The organism is Pseudomonas sp. 22490 (genome assembly GCF_052044465.1).
In the GTDB taxonomy this organism is placed as follows: domain Bacteria; phylum Pseudomonadota; class Gammaproteobacteria; order Pseudomonadales; family Pseudomonadaceae; genus Pseudomonas; species Pseudomonas aeruginosa.
The window spans coordinates 76245-88846 of record NZ_JBQENS010000012.1 but is presented as its reverse complement, the minus strand read 5'-3'; the positions used below and the strand labels follow the sequence as shown (position 1 = coordinate 88846).

The 12602-nt window shown below is 67.5% G+C and carries 13 protein-coding genes; 1 reads left to right on the top strand and 12 read right to left on the bottom strand.

Features of this window, described 5'->3' with window-relative positions:
- Nucleotides 1–45 precede the first annotated feature (45 nt).
- The 7 genes from ACTJJX_RS15475 to ACTJJX_RS15445 form a co-directional block, all read right to left on the bottom strand.
- A complete protein-coding gene (locus ACTJJX_RS15475) occupies nt 46–393 on the bottom strand; it encodes a Na+/H+ antiporter subunit G (protein ID WP_016851900.1) in 348 nt (115 codons plus the stop codon).
- Nucleotides 390–659 (bottom strand): K+/H+ antiporter subunit F, encoded by a 270-nt coding sequence (locus tag ACTJJX_RS15470; protein WP_003082079.1) that lies wholly within the window; start codon nt 657–659, stop codon nt 390–392. Before ACTJJX_RS15470 ends, ACTJJX_RS15475 begins: the two co-directional genes overlap by 4 nt.
- Complete coding sequence (locus ACTJJX_RS15465; RefSeq protein WP_003112515.1) at nt 644–1168, bottom strand: Na+/H+ antiporter subunit E; 525 nt, start codon at nt 1166–1168, stop codon at nt 644–646. The genes ACTJJX_RS15470 and ACTJJX_RS15465 overlap by 16 nt, the downstream gene beginning before the upstream one ends.
- Nucleotides 1165–2664: a monovalent cation/H+ antiporter subunit D gene (locus ACTJJX_RS15460; RefSeq protein ID WP_003123177.1), complete on the bottom strand. Its 1500-nt coding sequence runs from the start codon at nt 2662–2664 to the stop codon at nt 1165–1167. The genes ACTJJX_RS15465 and ACTJJX_RS15460 overlap by 4 nt, the downstream gene beginning before the upstream one ends.
- Nucleotides 2661–2999 carry a Na+/H+ antiporter subunit C gene (locus ACTJJX_RS15455; RefSeq protein ID WP_003082068.1) on the bottom strand — a complete coding sequence of 113 codons (339 nt, stop codon included), beginning with the start codon at nt 2997–2999 and terminating at the stop codon, nt 2661–2663. Before ACTJJX_RS15455 ends, ACTJJX_RS15460 begins: the two co-directional genes overlap by 4 nt.
- Nucleotides 2999–5800: a monovalent cation/H+ antiporter subunit A gene (locus tag ACTJJX_RS15450; protein ID WP_003082059.1), complete on the bottom strand. Its 2802-nt coding sequence runs from the start codon at nt 5798–5800 to the stop codon at nt 2999–3001. Before ACTJJX_RS15450 ends, ACTJJX_RS15455 begins: the two co-directional genes overlap by 1 nt.
- Nucleotides 5801–6127: 327 nt before the next feature.
- Nucleotides 6128–6592 (bottom strand): glycine zipper 2TM domain-containing protein, encoded by a 465-nt coding sequence (locus ACTJJX_RS15445; protein WP_003082056.1) that lies wholly within the window; start codon nt 6590–6592, stop codon nt 6128–6130.
- 187 nt (nt 6593–6779) lie between these two features.
- Here ACTJJX_RS15445 and ACTJJX_RS15440 point away from each other — a divergent pair, with 187 nt between their 5' ends.
- Nucleotides 6780–7022, top strand: a complete 243-nt coding sequence (locus ACTJJX_RS15440; RefSeq protein WP_003082053.1) for a hypothetical protein — start codon at nt 6780–6782, stop codon at nt 7020–7022.
- Here ACTJJX_RS15440 and ACTJJX_RS15435 read toward each other — a convergent pair.
- The 5 genes from ACTJJX_RS15435 to ACTJJX_RS15415 all read right to left on the bottom strand — a co-directional run bounded on the left by ACTJJX_RS15435 (nt 7001) and on the right by ACTJJX_RS15415 (nt 12453).
- Nucleotides 7001–8146 carry a glycerate kinase gene (locus tag ACTJJX_RS15435; RefSeq protein WP_003082051.1) on the bottom strand — a complete coding sequence of 382 codons (1146 nt, stop codon included), beginning with the start codon at nt 8144–8146 and terminating at the stop codon, nt 7001–7003. The two genes, ACTJJX_RS15440 and ACTJJX_RS15435, sit on opposite strands and share 22 nt — an antisense overlap.
- Before the next feature lie 41 nt (nt 8147–8187).
- Nucleotides 8188–9546 (bottom strand): GntP family permease, encoded by a 1359-nt coding sequence (locus ACTJJX_RS15430; protein ID WP_015503357.1) that lies wholly within the window; start codon nt 9544–9546, stop codon nt 8188–8190.
- Between the two features lie 159 nt (nt 9547–9705).
- Entirely contained in the window at nt 9706–10818 is a 1113-nt protein-coding gene (locus ACTJJX_RS15425; RefSeq protein ID WP_003112517.1) for a CdaR family transcriptional regulator, read from the bottom strand.
- A gap of 7 nt (nt 10819–10825) precedes the next feature.
- Nucleotides 10826–11473 carry a pyridoxamine 5'-phosphate oxidase gene (gene pdxH / locus ACTJJX_RS15420; protein ID WP_003158199.1) on the bottom strand — a complete coding sequence of 216 codons (648 nt, stop codon included), beginning with the start codon at nt 11471–11473 and terminating at the stop codon, nt 10826–10828.
- A 98-nt stretch (nt 11474–11571) separates the two neighbouring features.
- Nucleotides 11572–12453: an OmpA family protein gene (locus tag ACTJJX_RS15415; RefSeq protein WP_003082037.1), complete on the bottom strand. Its 882-nt coding sequence runs from the start codon at nt 12451–12453 to the stop codon at nt 11572–11574.
- Nucleotides 12454–12602 lie beyond the last annotated feature (149 nt).

Genomic DNA, 12602 nt, shown 5'->3' with positions numbered 1-12602 from the left:
TGCGCCGACAGGCACAGAAAGCGGGCAAAACTGTTGCGCCGGGCCTCACTGCTCCCAGGGCTTGCCGCGAGTCTTCTTCTCCAGCGGCAACTGCTGCAGCACAGCGGCCTTGGCCAGCATGTAGGCACTGACCGGGGCGCTGATGAAGAGGAACAGGCTGATCAGCAATTCGTGCAGGCTGATGCCCGCCTGGCGGTTGGAGAAATAGATCAGCGAGGCGACGATCACCCCGCCGACCCCCAGGGTGGTGGCCTTGGTCGGCCCGTGCAGGCGCATGAAGAAGTCCCGCAGGCGGTACAGGCCGATCGCGCCGATCAGGACGAAGGCGCTGCCCAGCAGGAGGAACGCCGAGACGATGATTTCCAGCCACAGGCTCAGGGGTTCGCCAGTCATTCGATGATGTCTCCGCGCAGCATGTATTTGGCCACCGCCACCGTACCGACGAAGCCGAGCACCGCGATCAGCAGCGCCGCCTCGAAGAACAGGTCGCTGTCGCGCCAGATGCCGTACAGCACCAGCAGGGCGATGGCGTTCACGTAGAGGGTGTCCAGCGCCAGCGCCCGGTCCGGCAGGCACGGCCCCTTGACCAGGCGCGCCAGGGTCAGCAACAGGGCCAGGCCGAGCAGCGCCAGGCACAGCGGGATCACGTAAGCGAGCATGGGAAGATCTCCTTCAGCGGCGCTTCGTAGCGTTGCTTGATCTCGGCGATCAGCGCCGCCTTGTCCGGCACGTCGAGGCCGTGCACCAGCAAGGTCTTGCGGTCGTCGCTGAGGTCCGACGACACCGACCCCGGGGTCAGCGAGACGATGCTCACCAGCACGCTGATGGCGAGGTCGTTCTCCAGCTCGATCGGCACCTCGACGAAGGCCGGACGCAAGCGCTCGATCGGTCCGAGGGTCAGGCGGGCGACCTGGATGTTGGCGACGAGGATGTCCCACATCACCAGCACCAGCAGCTTCAACAGCAGCAACGGATGCCACTCCTGGCTGCGCCCGACCAGCAGGCGGTTGGTCAGCAGCGGAATGCACACGCCGAGGAAGGCGCCGAGCAGCCAGTGGCCGATGGCGAAGGAATCCACCAGCAGCAACCAGACCAGCAACAGCAGGACACTAAGCACGGGATGAGGCAGTACGCGAAGAAGCGGACGCGGCAACGAACGGCTGATCATGCGGCACCTCCGCGGGTGATGATCTGGCGATACAGGTCGAGGTCGTGCAACTGCGCCGCGGTGGCCTGGACGTAGGCCAGCAGCGGCTTCGCGGCGAACACCAGCAACGGGCCGGCGGAGAGCAACAGGATGCAGGCGAACAAGCGGCCGTGGTCCAGTTCGGCGCTACCGAGCACGGTATGCCCGGTGCGCCAGAACAGCGTGCTGCCGGCCCGGCTCAACGCCACCAGCGCCACCAAGCCGCTGCCCAGTACCACGCTCCACAGGGCCAGCGCCTGGCTGCCGGGAGCGACCGACTGCAAAAGCATGACCTTGCCGAAGAACCCCGACAATGGCGGCAGACCGGCAACGGCGATGGCGCCGATGAAGAAAGCCCCGCCGAGCAACCGAGGATTCTGCAACGCCGGGCCCTGGACCAGGTCGCCGGCCTTGTCGCCGCGCTGGCGGGCGACCAGGTCGGCGAGCAGGAACAGGCCACCGGCGATCCAGGTACTGTGCAGCAGGTAGTACAGCGACGCCGCCAGCGCCCGCTCGCTGCCCAACGCCACGCCAGCCAGGAGGGTTCCGGCGGAGACCACCACCAGGTAGGCCAGCAGGCTTTGCAGGGTCCGCGCCGCCAAGGCACCGATCGCGCCCAGGCCGAGGGTCGCCAGGGCCAGCGGCCAGAGCCAGGCCTGCGCCAGGTTGGCCAGCTCGCCGGCGGCATCGCCGAAGACCAGCGTGTAGACCCGCAGGATCGAGTAGATGCCGACCTTGGTCATGATCGCGAACAGCGCCGCCACCGGCGCGCTGGCCGCGGCATAGGCGCGCGGCAGCCAGAAGTACAGCGGCAACAGCGCCGCCTTCAGGGCGAACACCACCAGCAGCAGGAGCCCGGCTGCCGCCAGCAGCGGCGCGCGCTCGGCATCTGCCATGGCGATCTTCTGCGCCATGTCGGCCATGTTCAGGGTGCCGGTGAGGCCATACAGGGTACCCACGGCGATCAGGAAGAACGCCGAGCCGACCAGGTTTAGGATCACGTAGTGCAAGCCCGAGCGCACCCGCTCCGCGCCGCCGCCATGCAGGAGCAACGCGTAGGAGGCGATCAGGAGTATCTCGAAGAACACGAACAGGTTGAACAGGTCGCCGGTCAGGAAGGCGCCGTTGATACCGAGCAGCTGGAACTGGAACAACGCGTGGAAATGCTTGCCCAGGCGGTCGTCGCCACGCAGCGCGTAGATCAGCGCGGCGCTGCCGAGCACCGCGGTGGCCAGCAGCATCAGGGCGGCGAGACGATCGAGCATGAGCACGATGCCGAACGGCGCGGCCCAGTTGCCCAAGGCATAGACGCTCAGGTCGCCGCTGGCGGCCGTACGTATCAGCAGCAGGCTCAGGGGGATCAGTGCCAGCGCCGCGAGCAACGACAGGCCGCGCTGCCAGCGCTCGGCCAGCGGCAACAGCAGCAGGCTGCCGGCAAACAGGGGGAGCAGGATCGGCAGGATCAGCCAATGGCTCATGGGCGCGGCTCCTCCTCGTCCGGGCGTCCATCTACGTGGTCGCTGCCGAGGTCACCGAGGCCACGCAGGGCCAGGACAACGACAAAGGCGGTCATGGCGAAGCCGATGACGATGGCGGTCAGCACCAGCGCCTGCGGCAACGGATCACCATACTCCCCGGGAGTGCCGATCACCGCGACGCTGCCGCCGAGTCGGCCCATGGCGAACAGGAACAGGTTGACCGCGTAGGAGATCAGCGTGAGACCGAGCACCACCGGGAAAGTCCTCGCCCGCAGCAGCAGGTAGACGCCGCTGGCGGTGAGCAGGCCGAGGGTGATGGCGAACAGGGCTTCCATCAGAGCGCCTCCTCTTGTGCGACGGGTTCAGGCATCAGGCTGAGCTTGCCGAGGTAGGACAGGATCAGCAGCGCGGCACCGACCACGGTGAGGTACACGCCGAGGTCGAACAGCATCGCCGTGGCCAGCTCGATCTCGCCGATCAGCGGCAACTCGAAGTGGCCGAACGCGGAAGTCAGGAACGGATAGCCGAACAGCCAGCTGCCGAGCCCGGTGAGCCCGGCGATCAGCACTCCGGCGCCAGCCATGGCCGCATAGTTCAGCGGTAGGCGCTGCTCGACCCACTGCGAGCCGCTGGCGATGTACTGCAGCACCAGGGCGATGGCAGTCACCAGGCCGGCGATGAAACCTCCGCCCGGCAGGTTGTGGCCGCGCAGGAAGATGAACACCGAGATCAGCAACGCCAGCGGCAGCAGCACCCGCGACAGGGTTTCCAGGATCAGCGGGTGCTTGGCGTGGGCCCAGTTGCGACCCTGCGGGTCGCAGGTCGGCTTGTGCAGGGCGAAACCGGCGAGCATCGCGTAGATGCCGACGCCGGCGATCGCCAGCACGCTGATCTCGCCGAGGGTATCGAAACCACGGAAGTCCACCAGGATGACGTTGACCACGTTGTAGCCGCCGCCCCCGGAGACGCTGTTCTCGACGAAGAATCCGGCGATGCTCTCGTAGGGCCGGGTCAGCACCGCGTAGGCCAGCAGCGCCACCAGCATGCCGACCCCGCCGGCCAGCGCCACGTCGCGCAAGCCGCGCAGGCTGGAGGACTCCGCCGGAGTGCGCGAGGGCAGGAAATACAGCGCCAGCATCAGCAGGACCATGGTCACCACTTCCACCGACAACTGGGTCAGCGCCAGGTCCGGGGCCGAGAAGCGAGCGAAGGCCAGGGCCACCAGCAGGCCGGCGACGCTGAGGATCAATAGCGCGACCAGGCGCATACGATGGAACAGCGCCGTGGCCAGGCCGCTGAAGGCCAGCACCAGCATGCCCAGGGCGGTGATACCGTCCAGCGGGGTCAGGCCGCGCGAGCCGGTCAGCCTCGCCAGCGGTGCCAGCTCGACCGCCACCACGACCAGCGCCGCGCCCAGCAGCCAGGCCAGGTAGCGCTGCAGTGACCCGTTCTCCAGCCAGGCGGTCAGGCGCGCGGCCAGGGCCACCACACGTTGCACCTGCTGCTCGAAGACCAGCTTGGCGTCCACCTCCGGTAACCCGGCGTACCAGTTGAACAGCGGCTTGCGCAGGACATAGACCAGCACACCGCCAACCAGCGCCACCACGCTCATCAGCAATGGCAGGTTGAAACCGTGCCAGATCGCCAGGCTGTATTCCGGCAGTTGCCCGCCAAGGCTGGCACTGGCGGCGGCGGCCAGCAGCGGCGCCACGGTGTAGGCCGGCAGCATGCCGACCAACAGGCAGAGGAACACCAGGATCTCCACCGGTACCTTCATGTAGCGCGGCGGCTCGTGGGGCGGGAACTTCGGCAACCGGGCCGGCTCGCCGTTGAAGAACACGTCGTGGATGAAACGCAGCGAATAGGCCACCGAGAACACGCCGGCCAGGGTCGCCACCGCCGGCACCAGCCAGTTGAAGCTGCCCAGCAGGTTCTGGCTGAGGGTTTCGCCGAAGAACATCTCCTTGCTGAGGAAGCCGTTCAGCAGCGGCACCCCGGCCATCGCCAGGGAGGCGACGATGGCCAGCACCGCGGTATGCGGCAGGTACTTCCACATCCCGTTGATCAGGCGCATGTCGCGGCTGCCGGTCTCGTGGTCGATGATCCCGGCGGCCATGAACAGCGAGGCCTTGAAGGTCGCGTGGTTGATGATGTGGAACACCGCGGCGACGTTCGACAGCGGGGAGTCGAGGCCGAACAGCAGGGTGATCAGGCCCAGGTGGCTGATCGTCGAGTAGGCCAGCAGCCCCTTCAGGTCATGCTGGAACAGTGCCATACCGGCCCCCAGCAACAGCGTCACCAGGCCGCTCAGGCTGACCAGGTAGAAGAACCACTCGGTGCCGGCCAGCGCCGGATACAGCCGGGCCAGCAGGAATACGCCGGCCTTGACCATGGTCGCCGAGTGCAGGTACGCGGAAACCGGGGTCGGCGCCGCCATCGCGTGGGGCAGCCAGAAATGGAAGGGAAACTGCGCCGACTTGGTGAACACGCCGAGCAGGATCAGTATCAGCACCAGCGGATACAGAGCGTGGGCGCGGATCAGCTCGCCAGCCGCGAGGACCTCGGTGAGTTCGAAGCTGCCGGCGATGTGGCCGAGCAGCAGCACCCCGGCCAGCAGCGCCAGGCCGCCCCCTCCGGTAACGGTCAGGGCCATCCTCGCACCCTTGCGGGCGTCGGAACGGCTGCCCCAGAAGCCGATGAGCAGGAACGAGGACAGGCTGGTCAGCTCCCAGAAGAGCATCATCAGCAAGAGATTTTCCGCGAGCACCACGCCGAGCATGGAGCCCATGAACAGCAGCAGGAAAGCGAAGAAACGCCCCATCGGCTCCTGTTCGGAGAGGTAGTAGCGGGCGTAGAGGATCACCAGCAGGCCGATGCCGAGGATCAGCAGGGCGAAGAGGAAACCGAGGCCGTCCAGGCGCAAGCTGAGGTTGATGCCGATTTCCGGCAGCCAGGAATAGCTGGCGGTCAGGGTCTGCCCGGCGAACACCGTGCCGCGCTGTCCGAGCAACAGGATCAGGCCGATCAGCGGCGCCACGCCGGCGGACGCCGCGCACAAGGTGCGGCCGCCACGCTCGGCAAGCAGGGGCAACAACGCCCCCATGAACGGCAGCGCGATGATCAGCGCCAGAATCATGGGCTACTCCTCTTCGATGGCGGAGCCCCCGGCATGCCTGGCCGGCGGTGCTTCCCCGCGGTTGTCGGTGCGCGGCCGGATCGCCAGCAGCTCGAAGCCCATCGGCCACCGGCAGGCGCGGCGCGACGGAACTACGATTATCGCAATCTATCGAACGAACGTCATGGATTGAATTATTACAAAATTCAGGCGTTCCGACTGCCGGAAAGCCGAAAAAAACTCTGCAACGGCAACGACTTGAAGCTTAGCAAGACAACGCCGGCAGTGGTTCGGCGCTACAACGAAAACGGCCGGCGAAATGCCGGCCGCGGGATAACGTGGGAAGAATCAGTGGGCGACGCGGCTGGTGCCGTTGACGGTCAGGATGCGCACGCGCTCGCCGACGCGGAAGATCTGGCCCTGGTCGACCTGCTGGACATAGGCGCGGGTGCTGCCGTCGTCTTCGCGCACGGTGATCTCGACGCCCTGGGTGCGCGTCAGGCCTTCTTCGGTAGCCGCGCCCAGCAGGCCGCCAGCGACCGCGCCGATGATGGCCGCGACGTAGCTGCCCTTGCCGCCGCCCACCGCGCTGCCGGCGACACCGCCGACGCCGGCACCGGCGATGGAACCGATCGGGGTCTTGGTGCCTTCGATCTTGACCGGGCGCAAGGCCTGGATGGTGCCCATGCGTACAGTCTGCACGGTACGGGCTTCCTCACGGCTGTAGGTATCGCCGGTGAGGCTGGATTGGCAGCCGCCAAGAGCCAGGGCCATGGCGGTGAAGGAAGCAACGATCAAGGCAGACTTGCGCATAACGGCATCTCCGAAAGGGATAACTGACGAATATTAGACTCTCCCGCAGCCGCTCCTGTCACCTGGCCGGCGCGAGATAATCGAATCGATTCAGCAATGGTACAGGTTCGTTCAGTTTCGACCGAACCCTCCCGCTTTCATCGGCGGGACCGATCGGCTAGGGTGAGCGCCCGCAGAAGGAACAGCCATGGACTATTTCATCATCGTCGTCACCACCGCCGCCGGCCTGTATTTCCACTGGTGGATCTACTGGCGCATCCGCCGCTGGATGGACCGCGACCTGGCGCTGTCATTCGCCGGCGACGACCCGCAAAAGCGTGACTATCTGTTACAGCGACTGGCCGAGGCCAAGGCCAGCAAGGTGAAGCGGCGCGACCTGCCGGCCTGGCTGGAGCGCGCCGCCGCCGACTACCCTTCCCGCGAAGCCTGAGCCAGGCGCCAGAGCCGGGCGATCTGCTCGGCGCGCGCCTCCAGTTCCGCCGCCGCTCCGGCACAGGCCTGCTCCAGGCTGATCGGTCCCGGCGCCAGGCTGAACGCCGCATCGATGCCGGCGTCGTGCAGGCGCTGGTAGCCGTCGCCCAGGCTGCCGGCCAGGGCTACCACGGGAACGCCGGCCTGGCGCGCGATCCGCGCCACGCCCACCGGGGTCTTGCCGTGCAGGCTCTGCGCATCCAGACGGCCCTCGCCGGTCAGCACCAGGTCGGCACCGACCAGCGCATCGGCCAGCCCGGCCAGCTCCGCCACCAGTTCGATGCCTGGGCGGAAACGCGCGCGGAGGAATGCCCTCGCGGCGAAACCCAGGCCGCCGGCGGCGCCGACGCCCGGCACCCGGCTGAAGTCCTCGCCAAGGGTCGCCGCGACCACCTTGGCGAAGTGCGCCAGGGCGGCATCCAGTTGCGCCACCTGTTCGGCGCTGGCGCCCTTCTGCGGACCGAACACCGCCGACGCGCCGCGCGGCCCGCATAGCGGGTTGTCGACGTCTGCGGCGACTTCCACCGCGACATCCACCAGGCGCGGATCCAGCCCGCCCAGGTCGAGACTGTGCAGGCCAGCCAGCGCGGCGCCGCCGGGCGCCAGTTCCTCGCCGTCGGCAGCCAGGAAACGCACGCCGAGCGCGCCCAGCAGGCCGGCGCCGGCATCGTTGGTAGCGCTGCCGCCGAGGCCGAGGATAATCTTCCGCGCCCCGGCGTCCAGCGCCGCACGGATCAGCTCGCCAGTGCCACGGCTGCTGCTGCGCGTGGCGTCGCGGCGGTCGCGCGGGACCAGGTGCAAGCCGCTGGCGGAAGCCATTTCGATCACTGCGGTGGCGTCGTCCAGCCAGCCCCAGTGCGCCAGGGTCGGCTCACCGAGCGGGCCTTCGACACGGCATTCGCGACGTTCGCCGGCGGTGGCGGCGAGTACCGCATCGACCGTGCCTTCGCCGCCGTCCGCCAGTGGCCGCAGCAACACCTCGGCCTGCGGGAAGACTCGCCGCCAGCCGCGGGCGATAGCCTCGGCGACGTCGGGCGCGGACAGGCTTTCCTTGAACGAATCAGGAGCAATCACGATTTTCATCAGTCACCTCGCAGGGCCGGGAGTCCCCGGCCCCGCTTCAATCAGAGCAGCACAAGGCTGAGCAGCCATACCGCGAGCATACCGGCGATACCCTGGACCAGGGTCGCCAGGGTCTGGGCGCGATAGGCAGTGGATACGGTCATGCGGCTGAACTGTGTGACCACCCAGAAGAAGCTGTCATTGGCGTGGGACACCGTCATCGCTCCGGCACCGATCGCCATGACCGTCAGCACCCGGCCCATCTCGCTGTCCAGGCCGAGCTGCGGCAGCAGCGGAGCGACCAGCGCCGAGGTGGTGACCAGCGCCACGGTGGTCGAGCCCTGTGCGGTCTTCAGCGCGGCCGCCACCACGAACGGCATGAACAGGCCGATGCCCAACGCTGACAGGGTGCTGCCCAGGTAGTCGCCGAGCGGAGTGATCTTCAGCATCGCACCGAAGGCGCCGCCGGCGCCGGTGATCAGCAGGATCGGCGCGGCCGACTGGATGCCTTCCACCACGCGCTCATGGAATTCCTCGCGCTTGCTCTGGCCCTTGAGCAGGGTGCAGGCCAGGGCCAGGCCGACCAGCAGGGCGATCACCGGTTGACCAAGGAAGTTCAGGCAGGCGAACAGTACGCCCTCGCCCAGCGGCTTGCTCGGGAATACCGCGACCGAGCCAAGGCAGATCAACAGGATCGGTACGAAGATCGGCGCGAACGCCTGGGTCGCGCTGGGCAGCTTGCCGTAGCGGGCACGCAGCTCGCTGAAATCCTCTTCGGTCTGGACGACCTGGCCGTCGTCGACCAGGGGAATGTCCTTGCCGACGAAGCGATTGGCCCACCACATGCCGGCCATCGCGGTGACGAAGGCGACCACCAGGCCGACCGCGATCACCAGGCCAAGGCTGGCGTCCAGGCCGAGGTTGCCGGCCGCGGCGATCGGTCCCGGGGTCGGCGGCACGAAGGTGTGGGTGGCGTAGAGACCGGTGGCCAGGGCCACGCTCATGGCGATGGTGGATATCTTCATCCGCGCCGCCAGGGCGTTCTTCAGCGAGTTGAGGATGACGAAGCCGGAATCGCAGAACACCGGGATCGACACCAGGTAGCCGATGATCGACATGGTCAGGGTCGGGAAGCGTTCGCCGAGCAGGCGGATCACGCTTTCCGCCATGGTGATCGCCGCACCGCTGCGCTCGAGGATCACCCCGATGATGGTGCCGAGCACGATGACGATGCCGATGTAGCCGAGGATGCTGCCGAAGCCGCCGGTAACGGTCTTGACGATTTCCGCCGTGGGTACCTGGTAGGCGAAGCCGGCGATCAGCGCGGCCGCCAGCAGGGCGAGGAACGGGTGCAGCTTGAGTCGCGTGGTGGACAGGACGATAAAGGCGATCAACGCCAGCAGGATCAGGACCAGGGTCATGAGCCGCCTCCTTGTTGTTATGGGTGTGGGATGGGCGCCCAGGGGCGGGTCATTTTCGCTCCGTCGGGACCGGACACGCCTTGTGCAACGGCCAGAGGAAGACGGCGCTGGAAGGGGAACATTTTGTGCGACTGCACAGTGAATCGATTGATCCGCCCGTTACCCGCGGCGCGGAACGAGCAATTGCAGCCCCAGCAACAATTGCTGGCGGTGCTCCAGGCGAGCGAGATCGAGCCCGCTGATCGAAGCGATGCGCTCCAGTCGGTAGCGCAGGCTGTTGCGATGGATCCCCAGCGCCTGGGCACAGGCCTGGGCGTGCCCGTCATGGGCGCACCAGGACTCCAGGGTAGCGGCCAGCGAACCTTGCGGATCGTGGTCGAGCAACCGCTGCAAGGGCGCCAGCAGCTGCCGCACCTGCCAACTGTCGCGCTGGCTGAACAGCAGGCTGGCGAGGCGGTGTCCGTCCAGGGTCACGACCCGCCGACCGGGCAACCGGCTGCGCGCATAGTCCAGCAGGTCGCGCGCGGCGCAGGCCGAGGCGCGCAGCTCGGCCAGGTCATGCGCCGGGTCGCCGGCACACAGGCGCGCCACGCCCCAGCCGCGCGCGTCGGCGCGCTCCAGCCAGTGCTCGAGCGTATCTGCGTGGGCTACCGGCCGGCACCAGAACACCAGGCGCTCGCCCAGCGCCGCGCTCCAGTGCTCCGCCCGGCCGCCGAGTGCCGCCAGCAGGCGAGCCTGGCAAGGCAGCGGATCGGCATGCTCGGGCAGCTCCAGGAAGACCGCCTGGCGCGGCCAGTGCATGGCCAGCCCCAGGTGTTCGGCATCGGCCGCCAGCGCCCCGAGGCCGTGGCCGGGATCGAGCAACTGGCGCAGCCAGGCTTCGTGACGCTGGCGTTGCCAGTGTCGCTCGTCCTGCATCTGGCGCTGTTCCATGAGCATTTCCGCTGCCATCCGCACCAGCTCGGCATAGGGCCGGACCACCTCCGGCGCGCCGGTGATGCCGAGCACGCCGACCAGCCGCTCGGCGTGCAGCAACGGCAGGTTCACCCCTGGCCGCACCCCGCGCAGGCAGGCGGCGGCCTGCTCGTCGATTTCCACCACCCGCCGGTTGGCCAGCACCAGTTGCGCCCCTTCGTGGCGGGTATGCAGGCGCGATGGATCGCCGCTGCCGATGATCATGCCCTGGGCATCCATCACATTGATGTTGTGCGGCAGGATCGCCATCGCCCGATCGACGATGTGCTGCGCCAGCGTCGAATCCAGTTCGAACATGGAGGATTCAGGGCGCCAGGCGTTCGCGCCGCCAGCCGCCGTCCTGGCGTCGATAGTCGAGACGGTCGTGCAGGCGGCTCGGCCGCCCCTGCCAGAACTCGATGCGCTGCGGCAGGAGACGGTAGCCGCCCCAGTGCTCGGGACAGCTCGGCGGCTGGTCGGCGAAACGCCGCTCGGTGTCCGCGAGCAGCCGTTCCAGCTCGGCGCGATCGGCGATGACCCGGCTCTGCGGCGAGGCCCAGGCGCCCAGGCGACTGCCCAGCGGACGCACCTGGTAGTAGGCGTCGGATTCCTCGGGAGTGACCTTCTCGACGCTGCCTTCGATGCGCACCTGGCGCTCCAGAGCCGGCCAGAAGAAGGTCATGGCCGCCCGCGGATTGGCCGCCAGTTGCCGGCCCTTGGCGCTTTCGTAGTTGGTGAAGAAGGTGAAGCCGCGCTCGTCGAGGCCCTTGAGCAGGAGGATACGGCAATGCGGATAGCCGTCGGCGTCGACGGTGGCCAGGGTCATGGCGTTGGGTTCGACCGGCAGGCGCTCGGTCTTCACCGCGTCGTCGAACCACTGGCGGAACAGGCTGAAGGGATCGCTAGGGGCGTTGGCCTCGCTGAGGCCATCGCGGGTGTACTCGCGGCGCATATCGGCCAGGGACTGGGTCATGGCGCATCTCCAGGGGGAAATGCGCCATAGCTTAACCGCAGACTCCGCCTCGCGCTTGATCCGGGACAATGGCGCCAAGCGCCCTGCCCCGGTTCGGCTCAGTTGCCCTGGGCCAGGGACAGCAGGCTGGCGCGCTGGGTATAGAGCACTTCGACGCGACGGTTCTGGGCGCGGCCGGCAGCGCTGGCGTTGTCCGCGCGCGGCATGTCGGAACCGACCCCCTTCAGGCGCAATTGGTCGCCTTTCAGGCCGCTGAGGCGGAAGATCGCCGCCACCGACTGGGCACGCTCGAAGCTCAGCTTGTCGTTGACCGCCTTGCTGCCGGTGCTGTCGGTATGGCCGAGTACCAGGATACCGCTCTGCGGATCGGCCTGGGCCATCTTGGCGACCTTGCCCAGCGGGTTGAGGGTGATCGGCATCAGCATGGTGTGGCGCTTGGGATTGAACGAGTAGTCGGCGGGGGCGATGACGATCAATGCGTTGTCGCGGCGTTCGAGGGTGAACTCGCTACCGGCGATCGCTTCGCGCAGGGCTTTCTCATGGGCATCCAGCCACTCCTTGGTGACCTTCTGCTGGACCAGTGCCGGCTTGCCCGACGCCTTGCTCGCCGAGCTGGCGCCGAACGGCCACCACCAGGGGTTGGCGGCCTTCGGCTCGGCTGCGGCGGCGACTTCTTTCTTCGCCGCGGCGATCTCGGCCTTCTGCTCCGCAGCCTTGGCGGCTACGTCCCGACCGCCTTCGTCCTTGCCGAACGGCCACCACCAGTGGCTGGAGCCGACATGCTCGGCTTCGGCCTTCTGTTCCGTGGCCTGCTTGGCGACGGTCTGTCCGTCGTCCTTGCCGAACGGCCACCATGAATGGCTGGAAGCCTGCTCGGCCGGAGCCTTGGCTGGCTGCGAGGAAGCGTCCTGGGTCTGGAAATAGCTGCAGCCGGAGGCGGTCATGCAGAGAAGAAGCGTCGAGGTCTTAAGCAGTTTCATACGTCGGGGTCCGTTGGAAGTGAAAGAAGGCGAGCCCGATGGAACATTCGGCTCAACCGCCGGTCACATCGCAGCGATGCCGGAGTCGATCCACTGCCCCGGCAACGCCCTATCTCATACGACGCTTTAGATTGTGTCGCTAAGCCATT